Below are 14,351 nucleotides of genomic sequence, written 5' to 3' on the forward strand. Positions count from 1 at the left end.
GCTTCAGCGCGCCGGTTACGCGCGCTGAAGCTGGTAGGAAATTACTGCCGCAGACTGTCTGGAACGACGCCGCCGTTCTCCGCAAGCTTGTCCATCACAGCGCGGTGCAGAGCGATATTCTGCTCGGCCGAGCCGTCTTCGCCGGCGTGCACCCCCAGCTCCTGGCCCAGCTCCTTGCGCGCTGATACACTGGACTCGAGATCAAGCAGCTTCAAAAGGTCCACGATCGAGCTTTTGTAGTTACCGCCATGGTCGTCCTTCATCGATGCCATGGCCTCGAGCACCTGTCCGACATCGACTTTGGGCGATTGCGGAGCGGTTGCGGGCGCGGGCGTGGCCTCGGGAGCAGACTGCGCAGCCGGGGCGGACGCCTGCGACGCGGCGACAGGGGCGGAGGAGGGAAACGGCGCTGCCGCCGCGCTGTCGTGATGGAAGATTTTGCCCAGGATGCTTCCGAAAATACTCATTGCTCTCTCCTGCCGTTGAATCGGACGTCGGCGTACATAACGAATTTTGGCCGTCAGGAACGCGTTGCGGGTTCGAGCAGTTAATCAGCCTGGATTCGCATTGGTTCCCCCCGGGAGTTGCTACAATGAAACATTCCGTTCTGTTCGCCATTTCGATTGCCGCGCTGAGTCTTGCCGGTTGCCATAAGAAAGCGGCGACGCCGGCCGCCGACAGCTCGGCCGCCGCCAGCGATATGAGCCACTCTCCGTCCGTCGCGACCACGTCGGCCAGTGCTGGCCAGGCATTTGCAGATACGGCAGCGGCGAGCGACAAATTCGAGATCGAGACCTCAAAGCTTGCCGTGACGCAAGCGCAGTCTGCCAAGGTCAAGCATTTTGCTGAAGAGATGATAAAGGCGCACACCGATTCCACCGCCAAGTTGCAGACAGCCGCTGCGGCAGCTACCCCGGCCATCACCCCCGCCGCGGCTCTCACGCCAAGCCAGCAGCAAACTCTCGACACACTGGCGACAAAATCCGGAGCGGATTTCGATCGCGCCTATGTCGATGCCCAGCGCAGCGCCCACCAGGCAACGCTCGATGCGCTGAAAAGCTACGCATCAACCGGCGACGTGCCCTCACTCAAAGATTTCGCGGCGCAATTGGTGCCGGTTGTGACGGCGCACCTCAATATGGCCAAGGGCCTCTGACGACGGAGATGAGGCCAAGTCCGTCTGCACAGGGTCGGGAGACGGCTACGTGTATCGTCTATATCGGCTGTCGTGCAGCGAGGGCGCACCCCACCGGAGGGCAGCCCTCATCGGCAGCTGGGTTCATGCTGCGTTTGCCAGTGGCAGATTGTCGAAATGGCCTGCACCGGTGTCTTGCGCCAAGACGGTAACAAGGCTTCTGAACTTGCATAAGGCCGAGGTCCATCTACGCGAACCTGTGCCTCGCTGGCTGCGGCGCAGGTCTGGAGGTAGATCTCCTCGTACGTCGCCGAGCATCACAGCCGCTCTATGACGACATTATCTCGCCATCCGCTGTGTTCACGGTCATCCGTGCTGATTGCGACTTCAACTTAGCGCAGCAAGCTCGTCGATGCCAGAGACCCGAGCTGCGGTCCTGATCGGCATTGAGCGCTCTGGGCATTCATACCACGCCAACGCTTTCGCACCCGATTCGACGCAATAGCTGGCCTCAATCGTGAAATCGGGGCGGCAATCCGGACGCCCCTTGCATTTCCCTATTGCCGGAACCTTGCGAGGAGTCGGCAATTATTTGTGCGAAACATGGGATGCCTTGGCAATGACCGATAGCGATGCAAACACACGAGACGATGCGCCGCCCACAGCCTCCAAGACGGCGAAGCCAGATCGCGCGCTCGTCAGCGAGGCAGTCACGATCGCCCGGCCAGCCTCCGAACTGTACGCATTCTGGCGCAATCCCGCGAATCTTGTCCAATTCATGGACAACGTCATTTTGATCGAAGCGCTCGACGATTTGCGTTCGCGTTGGACCGTCAAGGCTCCGATGGGCAAGGCAGTCAGCTGGGAATCCGTGGTCACCCATGAGGTACCGGGACGTTCGATTACGTGGCAATCCGCTGACGGGGCAGATGTGGACAACAGCGGCAAGATCGAATTCGCCGATGCCGGTCGCCGTGGAACGGTTGTGCGCGCGACCATCGCCTATGAGCCCCCTGCCGGTTTTATTGGCCAGATGCTCGCCAAGCTGTTTGGCCGCGAACCCAGAGTGCAAGCGCGCCGTGACCTCCATCGTTTCAAGCAACTGATGGAAACTGGCGAGGTCGCCACAAGCGCCCGGAATCACAAGATCCATGAACAGCGCTACGGGCCTAATGGTCCCGCCGCAGGAGTGTCCCTATGAAAGCGATCGCCTGGCACGGGAAGCACGATGTCCGCTGCGACACGGTCGATGATCCGGAAATCATCAATCCACGCGACGCCATCATCAAAGTTACATCCACAGCGATTTGCGGCTCGGACCTTCATCTGTACGACGGCTTCATTCCGAGCATGCAGACAGGCGACATTCTCGGCCATGAATTCATGGGCGAGGTTGTCGAAACGGGCGCAAAAAGCACTCTGAAAAAGGGCCAACGCGTCGTCGTCCCGTTCACCATCAGCTGCGGTGCCTGCTATCAATGTGCAAAACAGCAGTATTCAGGCTGTGAGAACAGCAATCCGGCCGACACCCAGGACATCGGCCGCGAAATGATGGGTCAGCCAATGAGTGGGGTGTTTGGATACAGTCACCTCACTGGCGGCTACTCAGGCGGCCAGGCCGAATACGTTCGCGTACCGTTCTCGGACATCGGTCCGCTGGTGATCCCGGACGATAGTATCGCCGATGAAAAAGTCCTGTTCTTGACCGATATCCTGCCAACAGGATGGATGGCTGCGGAAAATGCGGGCATTGAACCGGGCGACACGGTTGCGGTTTGGGGATGCGGACCAGTAGGCCTCTTCGCGGTGCAGTCGGCCTTCCTCATGGGCGCAGAGCGCGTCATTGCCATCGACCATTTCCCGAATCGCCTGGAGCTGGCAAAACAATTCGGTGCAGAGACTGTCAACTTCGAGCAAAGCAAGGTCTACGAGGCCTTGCAGGACATGACGGGTGGAATCGGGCCGGACGCCTGCATCGATTGCGTCGGGTTGGAAGCGCACGGAGCATTCGCCGACAACATCTGGGACCAGATCAAAGCCTCTAGCTTCATGGGCACGGACCGGGCCCATGTCATCCGCCAGGTAATCCTGGCGGCGCGTCGCGGAGGACGTGTTTCGATGCCAGGCGTTTACGGCGGTTTCGTCGACAAGTTTCCGCTTGGTCAGTTCATGGAAAAAGGCCTGACGCTCAAAACTGGCCAGACGCATGTCCAGAAGTATCTGCGCCCGCTCTACACTGCCATTGCTGAGGACAAGCTGGACACGACCTTTCTGATCAGCCACACAATGGCGCTCGAGGAGGGGCCAACCGGGTACAGGAAGTTCCACGACGATCAGGACAATTATACCAAGATCGTGCTCAAACCGGGGCGAGAGGTTGCCAGCACGCGATAAGGGCCAGTTGCTCGCCCCATTAGGTTCCTGCCATCGGATACGAATGATCAGACTGTCTGCGCAAGACGACAATGTTTTCGGGTGCGTCGCAGCCGCAAAGCAATGGACCAGCTCCTCCGGCGTCGTCGCAGCCCGCCGGGACGAATTGCTGCTGCGCCCGTCAGTCAGGGCTCGGCGAGCCGGCAGAACCAGGTTCGGCCAACTTGCGGTGCTGGTCTGCAAGGAACGATTGCGGAACGAGTCCGGCGGCCAGGACTTGCGCTTTGTTGAGCACCCCGCTGACGACGTGGCTCTTGCCTGCCATCAACGCCTCCCAACCGTCACGCGCAACTTTCGCAGGGTCCGCCTTTTTGGCGGCGCCCACCCGTGTGTCGAGCATGCCCGCACGCGCAAAAAATTCGGTGTCGGTAGCGCCGGGCATCAGCGTCGTCAGGGTAACGCCCGCCTGCTCATTCAATTCATTGCGAAGTGCTTCGCTGAAGTTGTCGATAAATGCTTTTGTTGCGTTGTAGACAGCATTGAAGGCACCTGGAACGTAGCCGGCAATGGAGCCGGTGATAAGGACCTTGCCGCCGCCGCGCGCGGTCATTTGCATCAGCACCAGCTGCAGGAGATAGAGCGTTCCGGTGACATTGGTGTCGATCGTGCGGCGCCAGTCGGCTGTCGTCTGGTCTAGAAATGCGCCTCCGTGGCCGCGCCCGGCATTTGCAAAAAGCAGATCGACAGGACGGTCCGCTGCAGCCGCCAGCGCCTCGTCAACGCCCTCAAGCTGAGACAGATCTGCTTGCACGGCTTCAACCGCTCCGCCGTATCTGCGAAAGTCCTCTGCCGCCGCCTGAATGGCTGGCTCGTCGGCGACCACGACAAGATCATACCCCTGCTTTGCGGCAAGGCGCGCGAGCTCGTATCCAATTCCGGTTGATGCGCCCGTCACGAGGGCGAGTGGTCGGGTCATAGCAGGATCCTGTAGCAGGCTTCGATGGGTGTGAGCGTGCTTGGCCGCTTCCTTGTCATCATGCGTAATGCAGCGGTCCAGCAAACTGTTCCCAGGCGCTGTGCACTGACCTGCCGCTCTTCGCACAAGGCACGATATGGCAGGTCGAAGACGGCGTTTTGGCTGCGGAACTGTTGCCCCTCAGACGTGTTCAACAAGCAGCGCCGCAAGGGCGAGGGTCGGCCTGCCTGCAAGACATGGAGATGAAAGTGTCTATTCTCGACAAGATCATAGCCGCTGTAACGCCGCCGGAATCCGAAGCCGACCGCGCCCAGGCACGCAGCCGCGCGCTCGAATACACCGACCGCGCCCCTTGGCTGGGCATGGTGATTGATCATCACCGCCAGATCGACGATGCGTTTGCTGCCGTAAAAGCGGCGGCGGACCCCGCTAATCGCAAGGCTCGATTGAAAACACTGGCCGGTTTGCTGACCGCGCACGCCGTCGCCGAGGAGGGCGTGATCTATCCCGCTTTGTCCGACACCGGGGACACGGGTCATGCCACCATGGCGTACACAGAACAGTCCGCTGCAAAGATGCAGCTAGGCCTGCTGGACAGGCTCGATCTGATGAGCGCCGATTTCGAGGACAAGCTGGGTCATCTCGAAGGCGCGGTGAAACACCATGTCTACCAGGAAGAAGGGACCTGGTTTATCGATCTTGCCGAGGGCGCTGTCGATTCCGATCACGAGACGATCGCGCGGCGCTACGCGGAAGAGTTTGACCGATATCTGTCTGGGCCTGGCGGTCAGAGCAGTCCGGCCGCTTCAGTCACGGCCGCTTCAAATGCCACGAACACCGGGTCTCAAGCGCTGCATGGCTCGGTCATCGACCAATCTGACCCACCTGCCTGACGCGAGCGGTAACGACCTACAAAGTCTTTCGACCCGGCCTGGGCAATGCGCGGCGGCTCGCCGCGACCAATTTTTCTCGAGCGGTGCGCGACGAGGCGCAGCGATTGGGCGCCATTCCCGTAATTGTCTGCCGAGATGGATTGTCCTGCGGTTCGCTGCATGAGGGCCGGCGCCCTGCTGGCACGGTAAGCACAAACTGTCCGGGGCCGGGCTCGCTGCGGCCTTGCCTGGCACATTGCTGTTCCGAAGCGCGCCCACAACATTAGGGCAAAGGTGGTCGTGCCTCCGCCGTGGCAACCACCGGTCTCGGTAGCGGCGCATACGGCCCTGAGGAACGGGCACGAATAGTGCAATCGTCGGGCTCTTCCCTTTCGTTTTAAATGTACCATACCATTCGGTCCCACTCGGTTTTTGGGCGAACGCGACCTGCGTGCGTGTCCTGCAGGACCCCTTGTCACGGATGATACTCAGTAGTCCCAGCTCAAAATGTATCGCCCACTTGCTGGGACACTAAAATCAATCCGCTGGCGGCCCTGCTTTCGGCCTCGGACAGTACTTCCGCTCGCACTGACAAGTCTGCACGCCGGCAGACCTTCTTTGCCGCACCGCACGATGCTGAGCGCCGCGTGGCACGTTTCACCCCCGTCCAGGGTGACACTGATCGCGCGTTCTCCGGTTCGTTCGCTCGCCATGATGAAATGGTCGCAAAACAGACGAAACGGCGCCTCACTCACCTGATGGAACGTCCGGCTGGCAAACACGAAAGCCGCGCCTGCACCATAAATTTCCTGGCCAACCTGGCCGGCCGGCTGCCCATCGACGTAAAGATCCTCGAGTGGGAAGGACAGCGCACGATCGATGTGCCCATTGCGAACCTCGGTCGCGAGGAGTTCTGGCGGGAGCGCGTCGGGATAGTAAAACCATGCGCGGTCAAGCGCATATTTACAGTATTCGCTGATGAGCATCCTGGCGGCAGGTTCGAGTTCCGGGCCGCTGTCCCGCAGGTAACATTCAAAGGCCGAAAAGCTGTCAAAACACTCGTAAATGGCCATGTAGGGCGCATCCTGCAGGCACGTGACCCCAAAGAAGTTCCGGTATTGTGCCGCACCGCCGATCTCTGACTCCCATATGGCGCAGTTGTGAAAGAAACTGGCGAGGTAAACGTAACTCTGCTCCAGATAGCGCCTGACGTTGGTGACCCGCCATAGCCGCAGACAAGCCGCCGCGCCCCATGCGGTAAGGTTTGCCTGATAGTTGAGGTTGAACCTCATCCCGCAAGCCGCGTCGATTGCTGCCTCGGCTTCGCGGAGAAACCGCTCTTTGCGGGTAAGCTCGTAGGCTTGCAGCATGACCCACGCATAGAGGCCGCCGACATCTGTCTGACCGCGCCCGTCTGCGCCTGCTACTGCAGTAATGACGGAAAAGTCGGTGACCTTGTATTGTATCGGCCACTTATACTGGAAATGATGAGCCGCTTTAATGCCATAATCGACGGACCGGAGGAACAGATCTCGCGCCTTTTCGTCCCCGGCAATAGCGAGTCGGGCAAGATTGAGCAACGGATGATAAAGATACCACGAGTCGACGGCGTCCGCATCCTTGTCACTTCCTACGTTAGGAAGATACCGGCGAATTGTCTGAAGTTCAGAGTCAAAGAATTTTTTCAGGCGGTCGGAGAACTCTTTTTCCAACTCGCCGGGCCTGCCCCGCCAGGCGGCATAATCCCGCATCGAGGCAAGAAGAGACAACTGGACCATGCTGTCGGGATATTCGCTAGCGGTATAGGGATGAGCATAGCGCTTGCCATAATGCCGGATAGTTGCCTTGGGCGATTGGGACAGATCTCGCAAGGTCTGTTCTGCGCGATCCACCCAGTCGCGAAAGTCACGTTCGGGCAGCTCCAGCGCCGTGTAAACGGCACCGAGCATTTGCACAAAGAGACGGGCACTTTCACACTCGTTCTGCGCGGGCGCGTCCCGGAAGACGATGATGGCGTCGGACAGGGTCACTTTGCGGCCGGCGGGCAGGGGATTGATCGGCGGTGTCCCGCTCTGGATCGAAGTGGGAAGGAAATACCCGATTTCGGGCCACTCGCCGCCCACCACACCATCGGGTTTGGTTCCGGTGAGGGTGAAGTAGTCATTAAGCGCGGTGAGGTTCTGGAAATAGAGCACGCTTCCGAACGCAGGCTTGTCTATGCTGAAATAGAGCAGCCCGCTGTTGAGACCCCGCTGGCCGGCTTCTATAGTGCCTGAGGCGCCCAGCGGGTCATCATTTTCATCGAGCGGATAAAGATCTCTCGGCACGAAAGGGAGGAGCAGTTCAGCCGATGGGACCAGTGTAATGGTCAGGCGCAACCGGTGCAAATCGGTGCCGTCAAGGCGGGCCGCGATCGCATATGTACCGAGCGCGGTCTCGGCCGTGAGCGAAAACCCTCGTTTGCTCCTTTTCAAGGAGCCATACTTGAGTTCCATGCCTGGTGCGTAGGCCAGACGGATCGCGAGACCGCCGCGTCGCGGACGGCGCACAATCGCCCATAAGGAATCACCCCCGCAGCATATATCTGCTGTGAGATCGCCGAGCGGCATTACGCCAATTGAATGCAATCCACCTTTCAGCTCTTTACGCAGTGTCATCAGGTAAGGACTTGCCGGTTGTTCGATAACGGCAGCGCGATGCGGCATTCTGATCTCCGTTTCAAACCGCAGACTTTGCTCGCTTACTCAAACGGAGTTCGATGGATCAGGTTTCAAGAACCTGTGGTGTTATTTCTGTGCGCAGATCAATGCGAGTGGGAGACCGGCGCCGCGAGGATGATCATTCCATCCCGTCAGGGCGGCGGGAGCGGCCTTCCCCTTAGTGCCCACGCCTCTGCCTCCTCCCATGCTACTTGCGCGGTTCATCCGCCTTGCCGGTCCCTCTTACCGCCAACAACGCTTGCAGACTGGCAACAAAGCTCCCGTCACGCAGGGATTGTGGCGAGGCCACGATGCGACCGGACAAGTTCTTATCCAGCTGCGCGCAGTACGTGTCGCCTTGCACCGCCTGCATGCTGATCCGACCGCCGTCCGGGAATGTCACGCTTACATCGATCACAGCAAGAACCACCCCGTTCTCCATTGTGCGATCAATCGTGCATCGGCATCCATGATCGTCGCGCCTGTCCTGCAGAGCAAGAAGCACCGGCAGAATATCCCGTTCGAAGTCGGTCGCGACTCGAAGGAGACGGCGAAGGTCGAGCACGGGGTAGACGTAGGCACCGTACGCTTCCAGTCTGGTGGCGGGCGTCGAACTTCACCAAGGCCGAAAAAAAATGCCTGAATGAGACCGCGTTCGCCTTCCGGCGCGGAGCTGCTGGCCGATGCCTCGACATCACCGGCATAGGCCGCTTAAAATCCAATCCAGAGAAGGACGAGGCGGACATCATGGTCTTCATCCTCAGCTTCGGCTTGTCGAAGCCAAGATAGCGCACGGTGCACGCGAAGCCCCAAAGGCTTCTGGAAGCCGTCCCGCGGCGAACGCTGCTTCTCCTTCAGAGCTTCGGGATGAGGAGTATTGCCCAGCGGATATCGATAAACCATGCGCGCAGCCTAGCGCGAGGAATTCTGACGGAATAGACCACGGCGTGATCAGTTTGGAATTCGCGATACGGCGCGGATCCACTCATCAATTTCCGCTTCAACCCAAACTGCGCATTTGGGCCCCAGCGATCGTGACTTGGGGAAACGCCCTTCGCTCATCCGCTGATAGATGGCCGAACGACGCAGCCCGACGCGGGCCATCACTTCCGGCAGTCGAAGAAGTCGGGCCGGCGACACAGTTTCCGCCGACGGCAGGCAGGGCGTTTCATCTTGAGCTGAATGCGACATTGCTGATCTCGATTGTAAAGTTCGGTCCCCTCCGAACTCCTAGGCCTACCGTGAGAGCGACATGGCGATGTCGCGATTGGCGAAATCATCGATGTGCTTGGCAAGCATTCGCGCCACCAGCTGCGCCGTTCCGCGCGCCCACCGAGGCCGCAGATCCTCAATCCGACGTCCCAGAGTCCGCTGCAGATGGACAGGCAGGCTGGTGAAGAACTCTTCGAGAAATTCGCCCATCTCGCCATGCATCCACTCGCAAGCGAGATCTTCCTGCCCGGCAAGAGCGAGGATCATGCTGGCTCGCGGGTGAGCTCCACAGGCGGCAAGCACACGAGCTGCCTCGTCGAGCCCGATGGGCCGCTCACCACGCGCAACGCGAAGCAGGGTCTCGCGATGCATCCCGCTTTCATTGGCAATCCTGTGGCGTGGTTTGCCGGCAGCATCGATCGCATGGGCAAGTACGCGAGCCAGGCTTTCATTGGCGGGTCTGGCGGCGGCGGTTGGATGGTGCATGGTTGTCTCCTCGTTTCTTCAATGGTGCGACTCGCAGGCATATCGCGAAGCATCCCATGTAGGAAAATGAAAAGAACATAGGTGGAACATCTCGTTTAGAGGCGAATCGGTTCCTCTATCCGAGTCGTCGCCGAATCGCGGCTAGCGTGACGGTAGTCACCGACACATAAAGACTGATTTAGCGCCATTATCGTCGGTTTTGATCGTCGGGCAGGAAAAGATGTGTCCGCATCTGTCCGCCTCCAGCGGAGATCAGATCACAACTCTTTCCTACAAACATTTCCTAGATGCATGTGGAACACACAGCGAACGCAAGGACGCTGTGACCACCCCTCCAACCGGAGCTTCACATGCAGTCACTCACCCTCCCCCGGCGCGTCGGCGTCACGGGTCTCGGCCCAAAGCACCTTGGCAATGCCCTCAACATTGCCATCCCGTTCGCAGTCGCGGCGCTTGCGGCAAGCGCCGCCTATGCCGGCGCTGACACGACCTTCACCCCTGCCCTCACCAAGTTCACCGACTTTCTCGAAGGTTCGGGCGGCAAGATCATCACGGTTCTCAGCCTCGCTGGCGGCCTGATCGGTCTGGCATCCGGGCGCTTTTCGCTCGGCCAGGTCGCCGTTCCGGTGGGCGTCGGCATCGGTGTCGGCACCGGTGTTCCGATCGTCACCTCGGTCGTGACAGCGGTCATCTGAACGGTCGGACGAGAAGGCGGCGTCGCCATGGCAGACCCTTACATCATTCCCCGGCGCCTCGATGACCCGGAGCTTATCGGCTTCTGGACCATCGACGAGTTCGCGGGAATGCTGGCCCCCTTCACCTGGGGGATCCTCACCCAGCATATCTTTATCGGTATCATAGTCGCCTTCGGCGCCTGGTTCGCATTGCGAAAGGCAAAAGCAGGACGCGCCAGCTCCTGGGTAGCCCATGCCGCATATTGGTATCTGCCTGCAGGATTTCTGGGCCTCAAGGCAACGCCGCCTTCTCACTGCCGACTGCTTGCCGGTTGAGGGGAAGCCCATGTTTTCCGACATATCACACGAACGTCAGCAATCGCTGCTGCGCCAGCGGAACCTGTTCGCGCTTACCAGTGCCGGTCTCGGCCTCGCACTGGTCGTAGCAGGGAGCCTTGCCGCCACCCGCGACCGCGAGGTCGTGCTGGTGCCGACTGTTTCCAAAGGGCTCACGGTGAGCAGCGCCGGGGTCGAGGCCGACTATCTCGAGCTTGTCACTCGTGATGCCGCCCTTGTCCTCCTCAATCGCAGTCCGGAAGGCCTCGATTACTGGATGAACGAGATCCTGAAGCTGGCAGATCCCGCAAGCTATGGGCAGCTCAAAGCTGAGCTCGTGCGGATTGTCGAGGAACAGCGCGGTTCGGACGTTACCCAGGCATTCGTGATCCGGTCGATGAGCGTCGATCCCAAGGGTCTGACCTCGGATGTGACCGGCACTCTCAAGACATTCGTCGGCGCGCAGGTGATTGCGAGCGACGAGCGCCGCTTCCGCTTCAGCTGGACCTACCGCGGCCTGCGCCTGGCGCTGGCAGGGTTCGCGCAGCTCCCCCCACAGGACAAATCGAAGGAGGCCCAGTGATGGCTTACCGAAAAGATGCCCACGCTCGGGTCCGATTTCTGAGTGCGGCAGCACTGCTCACAGCAGTAGCATCCCCCGCTCATGCCGCCGACCAGTTCAAGCAAGCGGCCGATGGTGCCGGGATCGAGTGCAGCGTTTCGGCGCGGGAACTGACCCGCTTTGCGCTGGTCGACGACCAGTTCGCCAGCGTCTCGAAGATCTCGACCGGGACGCCCTACAACGACTTTGCGGTGACCAACGAGCCGGTGCGCGGGGATATCTACGTGTCCGTGCCGGAAACCTACGCCGCCCGGGCAATCAGCTTCTTCGCCACCACGAAAAAGGGCTTCGTCTACAAGGTCGCGTGCCGGGTTGAGCAAATTCCGGCGACCCAGGTCTTCGTCACAAACCCCGCGATCGCGAAGAACCAAGCGGCGGACTGGGAAAGCCAGACCCCGATCGAGACCAGCGCCGTCAGGCTCATTCAGGCCATGGCCAACGACCGGACTGTCGATGGCTTCGAGGTCCGCCAGTCGACCGCTATGCCTGCCCGGGTCGGCGATCTCGAAGTCCAGCTCATCGCTGATTATCGCGGCACCAGTCTCACCGGAAAGGTGGTCCGCATCCACAATCGCGGATCGAAGCCCGTGACGCTGGCCGAGCGCGATCTCGCACCGCGCGACACGCTCGCTGTCTCGATTGCCGAGCCAAAGCTCGAACCCGGGGCCAGCACCACGGCCTTTGTTGTCGGCGCAAGCGGGGAGACCGGCCATGACTGATGCAGTCAATGCGAACGGCACGGCCCCTCTTCAGGCCGAAACCGCTTCACCGAGTGAACTTGCCGGGCTTAACGCCCGCACCGCGCGCCGTCAGAAGCTGCTGCTGGGCTCGCTGGGAGCACTCGCGCTGCTCGGCGGGAGCTGGTTCATCCTTGGCGGTGACGACAAGGCCAAGACCGGCGATCCCAATGCGGCGCAGACGATCGACACGGCAGGTCTCGTCAACCGCGATCTGTCGCAGCGCGAATTCGTGGCGACCTATGGCAATCGGCTCGATGCGGTCACGCGCGAACAGAAGGCGCTGAAGGATGGGAGCATCCCGCGGACGGAGATCGAGGCGCAGCTCGCGGCTCTCAAGGCCGAAAACCAGGCCATGCGGGTCGATGGGCAGGCTGCAATCGATGCCATCTCCGCAGAGAATGCCGAGCTCAAGACACGGCTAGCCGCACAGCCGGCGACGACGGCACCCGCTGTACCGCCACCGGCCTATGGGCCGCAGGCGGGCGGATATGACGCGCGGGGACGTTCGCCCCAGCCCAGTTCTGTGTCCGCAGGCGGTGATCCTCAGGGCGGCATGATCCCGTCGCCTGGCGAGGTGAAGCTGATGAGCTTCAGCTCTGACAAGGCAGGGAGCAGCGGTCTCCGGGTGGGCCGCCCCGATGCGCCGCCGGTCGTCGTCGAGGACTCGCCTGATTACCTGCCGCCCAATTCCTATGCGCCGGCCAGGGTTATCGTTGGCGTCGATGCTTCGGCGGGCGTCGCCAGCCAGACCGATCCGTTGCCCGTGGTGCTGAGGATCACGGGGCCTGCCCGATCGGTGATGCAGAACGGGAAGGTTCTGACCACCCGGATCCAGGGCTGCGTTGTGAACGGCGCGGCTCGCGGGGATCTCAGCAGCGAGAAGGTCTATGTGAAGCTTGCCCGCATGACCTGCGATCAGCCTGGTGGCCGGGTCGCAGTGAGCGAGGTCAAGGGCTTCATCAGCTTCGCTGGCAAGTCCGGGGTCCGGGGTCGCGTCGTGAGCCGCGAAGGCAGTCTGGTCAGCCAGGCATTGCTCGCCGGGATCGTCGGCGGCTTCGGGCGCGGCTTCTCCGCAAACGCCAACAGCGTGTTCTCCGGCGTCACGACCAACCCCGATGGCAGTCGCTCCAAGCTGTCTGCGGGCGACATCCTCGGTGGCGGGCTTGGCCAAGGCGCCGCCGATGCCGCCGACACGGTCAGCAAATACCTGATCGAGCGCGCCGAACAGTACCAACCCGTCGTCGAGATGCCGACCGGCATCGATGTCGAGATCGTGTTCCTCGACGGCGTCTACGTGAGGAACTCCCAATGACCGAAAACTTGTCTCTAGAGCGGGATAACCGTCGGCGCCGCTGGTTGCGTGCCAGCGCAGGACTGGCAGCAATCATCGCCTTGTCGGCCGCAACAGGATGGGCGGTGGCAAGCCTTGCAGCCCCCACTGCCGCTCCGGACATGGCGAAGGTGCGTGAGGCACTGAAGCTGCGCCTGCCCAAGACGCCGATCGACGCGATCAACTGCAAAGGCCTTGGCGGTTTGTGCGAGGTCGCATCCAAGTCGACGCTCTTCTACGTTGACCGGGCTGCGAAGTATCTGGTGATCGGCCGGGTCTATGACATGGAAGCCCGTCAGGATCTGACGGCTGCACGGCTGCTCGCTCTCAATCCGGACCTGCTGGCGGCAGGGGCAGCACGGCGCAGCAATCCCGAAGCGCAAGCGGATGGGAGCCCAAACCCATCAGCAGCTTCAGCCCGGAACGCTGAACCGCGGCATGTGCAGCTTGGCAAGCTTCCATCAAATGGCGCGATCACCTGGGGCCCTGCCAATGGTCCACGTGTCGTTGTCTTCTCGGACTTCCACTGCGGCTACTGCAAGAAGCTTGAGGCAGAACTGAAGGCGATCGGGGCGCGGGTCGAAGAACGGCCGATCTCGATTTTCGGCGCAGAGAGCCGCCGCGACGCCGAGCGGGTTCTGTGCTCACCTCGGCCCGAGCTGGCGCTGCACATGGCATATTCGGGTCTGGCGCTCGCCAATCCCAAACCCTGCGACACGAGCGGCCTCGATGCCAACGAGGCCTTCGCCCGGGCTCACGGCTTTGGCGGCACGCCGGTGATCGTGCGCCCCGCCGATGGCGCCGTTCTCGAGGGTTTCCGGCCTGCTGCAGTGCTCCGGGAATTCCTGCGCCCAACCTCCACCCGGGCCCCCACCCCAGCTCCGAAAGGATAAACC

16 protein-coding genes are annotated in these 14,351 nt (G+C 61.0%); 10 read left to right on the plus strand and 6 right to left on the minus strand.

Annotated elements, in window-relative coordinates:
- Positions 1–41 precede the first annotated feature (41 nt).
- Positions 42–467 (minus strand): DUF3597 domain-containing protein, encoded by a 426-nt coding sequence (locus tag ACM61V_RS17310; protein WP_216313583.1) that lies wholly within the window; start codon positions 465–467, stop codon positions 42–44.
- A 125-nt stretch (positions 468–592) separates the two neighbouring features.
- On the opposite strand from ACM61V_RS17310, the gene ACM61V_RS17315 reads away from it, so the two are divergent.
- The 3 genes from ACM61V_RS17315 to ACM61V_RS17325 all read left to right on the plus strand — a co-directional run bounded on the left by ACM61V_RS17315 (position 593) and on the right by ACM61V_RS17325 (position 3,529).
- Positions 593–1,156, plus strand: coding sequence for a DUF4142 domain-containing protein (locus ACM61V_RS17315; protein WP_216313585.1), 564 nt, complete (start codon positions 593–595; stop codon positions 1,154–1,156).
- A 598-nt stretch (positions 1,157–1,754) separates the two neighbouring features.
- Complete coding sequence (locus ACM61V_RS17320; RefSeq protein ID WP_216313587.1) at positions 1,755–2,336, plus strand: SRPBCC family protein; 582 nt, start codon at positions 1,755–1,757, stop codon at positions 2,334–2,336.
- Positions 2,333–3,529, plus strand: a complete 1,197-nt coding sequence (locus ACM61V_RS17325; protein ID WP_216313589.1) for a zinc-dependent alcohol dehydrogenase — start codon at positions 2,333–2,335, stop codon at positions 3,527–3,529. The genes ACM61V_RS17320 and ACM61V_RS17325 overlap by 4 nt, the downstream gene beginning before the upstream one ends.
- Before the next feature lie 160 nt (positions 3,530–3,689).
- Here the strand turns inward: ACM61V_RS17325 and ACM61V_RS17330 are convergent, their stop codons facing one another.
- Entirely contained in the window at positions 3,690–4,484 is a 795-nt protein-coding gene (locus ACM61V_RS17330; protein WP_216313591.1) for an SDR family NAD(P)-dependent oxidoreductase, read from the minus strand.
- 248 nt (positions 4,485–4,732) lie between these two features.
- Between ACM61V_RS17330 and ACM61V_RS17335 the strand changes: the two genes are divergently transcribed.
- A complete protein-coding gene (locus ACM61V_RS17335; protein WP_216313953.1) occupies positions 4,733–5,377 on the plus strand; it encodes a hemerythrin domain-containing protein in 645 nt (214 codons plus the stop codon).
- Positions 5,378–5,844: 467 nt separating this feature from the next.
- Here the strand turns inward: ACM61V_RS17335 and ACM61V_RS17340 are convergent, their stop codons facing one another.
- The 4 genes from ACM61V_RS17340 to ACM61V_RS17355 all read right to left on the minus strand — a co-directional run bounded on the left by ACM61V_RS17340 (position 5,845) and on the right by ACM61V_RS17355 (position 9,753).
- On the minus strand, positions 5,845–8,061 hold the full coding sequence (locus ACM61V_RS17340; RefSeq protein WP_419714209.1) for a hypothetical protein: 2,217 nt from the start codon (positions 8,059–8,061) through the stop codon (positions 5,845–5,847).
- Positions 8,062–8,263: 202 nt separating this feature from the next.
- Positions 8,264–8,620: a hypothetical protein gene (locus ACM61V_RS17345; protein WP_216313595.1), complete on the minus strand. Its 357-nt coding sequence runs from the start codon at positions 8,618–8,620 to the stop codon at positions 8,264–8,266.
- A 386-nt stretch (positions 8,621–9,006) separates the two neighbouring features.
- On the minus strand, positions 9,007–9,246 hold the full coding sequence (locus ACM61V_RS17350) for an AlpA family transcriptional regulator (RefSeq protein WP_253204253.1): 240 nt from the start codon (positions 9,244–9,246) through the stop codon (positions 9,007–9,009).
- 45 nt (positions 9,247–9,291) lie between these two features.
- Entirely contained in the window at positions 9,292–9,753 is a 462-nt protein-coding gene (locus ACM61V_RS17355; protein WP_419714210.1) for a transcriptional regulator, read from the minus strand.
- A gap of 350 nt (positions 9,754–10,103) precedes the next feature.
- Between ACM61V_RS17355 and ACM61V_RS17360 the strand changes: the two genes are divergently transcribed.
- The 6 genes from ACM61V_RS17360 to ACM61V_RS17385 are packed head-to-tail and all read left to right on the plus strand — an operon-like array spanning position 10,104 to position 14,348.
- Positions 10,104–10,448: a hypothetical protein gene (locus tag ACM61V_RS17360; protein ID WP_216313599.1), complete on the plus strand. Its 345-nt coding sequence runs from the start codon at positions 10,104–10,106 to the stop codon at positions 10,446–10,448.
- A 27-nt stretch (positions 10,449–10,475) separates the two neighbouring features.
- Entirely contained in the window at positions 10,476–10,763 is a 288-nt protein-coding gene (gene traL, locus ACM61V_RS17365) for a type IV conjugative transfer system protein TraL (RefSeq protein WP_020819170.1), read from the plus strand.
- Between the two features lie 10 nt (positions 10,764–10,773).
- A complete protein-coding gene (locus tag ACM61V_RS17370; RefSeq protein ID WP_216313601.1) occupies positions 10,774–11,346 on the plus strand; it encodes a type IV conjugative transfer system protein TraE in 573 nt (190 codons plus the stop codon).
- Positions 11,346–12,104, plus strand: a complete 759-nt coding sequence (locus tag ACM61V_RS17375) for a type-F conjugative transfer system secretin TraK (protein ID WP_216313603.1) — start codon at positions 11,346–11,348, stop codon at positions 12,102–12,104. Before ACM61V_RS17370 ends, ACM61V_RS17375 begins: the two co-directional genes overlap by 1 nt.
- Positions 12,097–13,437: a TraB/VirB10 family protein gene (locus tag ACM61V_RS17380; protein WP_216313605.1), complete on the plus strand. Its 1,341-nt coding sequence runs from the start codon at positions 12,097–12,099 to the stop codon at positions 13,435–13,437. The genes ACM61V_RS17375 and ACM61V_RS17380 overlap by 8 nt, the downstream gene beginning before the upstream one ends.
- A complete protein-coding gene (locus ACM61V_RS17385) occupies positions 13,434–14,348 on the plus strand; it encodes a DsbC family protein (protein ID WP_216313607.1) in 915 nt (304 codons plus the stop codon). The genes ACM61V_RS17380 and ACM61V_RS17385 overlap by 4 nt, the downstream gene beginning before the upstream one ends.
- Positions 14,349–14,351: the final 3 nt, after the last annotated feature.

Source organism: Sphingomonas sp. TX0543, from assembly GCF_048565505.1.
Taxonomy (GTDB): Bacteria; Pseudomonadota; Alphaproteobacteria; order Sphingomonadales; family Sphingomonadaceae; genus Sphingomonas.

What these genes read in the sequence shown, in the direction of transcription:
- ACM61V_RS17310 (WP_216313583.1), bottom strand. Translation starts at nt 467, where the DNA reads ATGAGTATTTTCGGAAGCATCCTGGGCAAAATCTTCCATCACGACAGC.
- ACM61V_RS17315 (WP_216313585.1), top strand. Translation starts at nt 593, where the DNA reads ATGAAACATTCCGTTCTGTTCGCCATTTCGATTGCCGCGCTGAGTCTT.
- ACM61V_RS17320 (WP_216313587.1), top strand. Translation starts at nt 1,755, where the DNA reads ATGACCGATAGCGATGCAAACACACGAGACGATGCGCCGCCCACAGCC.
- ACM61V_RS17325 (WP_216313589.1), top strand. Translation starts at nt 2,333, where the DNA reads ATGAAAGCGATCGCCTGGCACGGGAAGCACGATGTCCGCTGCGACACG.
- ACM61V_RS17330 (WP_216313591.1), bottom strand. Translation starts at nt 4,484, where the DNA reads ATGACCCGACCACTCGCCCTCGTGACGGGCGCATCAACCGGAATTGGA.
- ACM61V_RS17340 (WP_419714209.1), bottom strand. Translation starts at nt 8,061, where the DNA reads ATGCCGCATCGCGCTGCCGTTATCGAACAACCGGCAAGTCCTTACCTG.
- ACM61V_RS17350 (WP_253204253.1), bottom strand. Translation starts at nt 9,246, where the DNA reads ATGTCGCATTCAGCTCAAGATGAAACGCCCTGCCTGCCGTCGGCGGAA.
- ACM61V_RS17355 (WP_419714210.1), bottom strand. Translation starts at nt 9,753, where the DNA reads ATGCACCATCCAACCGCCGCCGCCAGACCCGCCAATGAAAGCCTGGCT.
- ACM61V_RS17360 (WP_216313599.1), top strand. Translation starts at nt 10,104, where the DNA reads ATGCAGTCACTCACCCTCCCCCGGCGCGTCGGCGTCACGGGTCTCGGC.
- traL (WP_020819170.1), top strand. Translation starts at nt 10,476, where the DNA reads ATGGCAGACCCTTACATCATTCCCCGGCGCCTCGATGACCCGGAGCTT.
- ACM61V_RS17370 (WP_216313601.1), top strand. Translation starts at nt 10,774, where the DNA reads ATGTTTTCCGACATATCACACGAACGTCAGCAATCGCTGCTGCGCCAG.
- ACM61V_RS17375 (WP_216313603.1), top strand. Translation starts at nt 11,346, where the DNA reads ATGGCTTACCGAAAAGATGCCCACGCTCGGGTCCGATTTCTGAGTGCG.
- ACM61V_RS17380 (WP_216313605.1), top strand. Translation starts at nt 12,097, where the DNA reads ATGACTGATGCAGTCAATGCGAACGGCACGGCCCCTCTTCAGGCCGAA.
- ACM61V_RS17385 (WP_216313607.1), top strand. Translation starts at nt 13,434, where the DNA reads ATGACCGAAAACTTGTCTCTAGAGCGGGATAACCGTCGGCGCCGCTGG.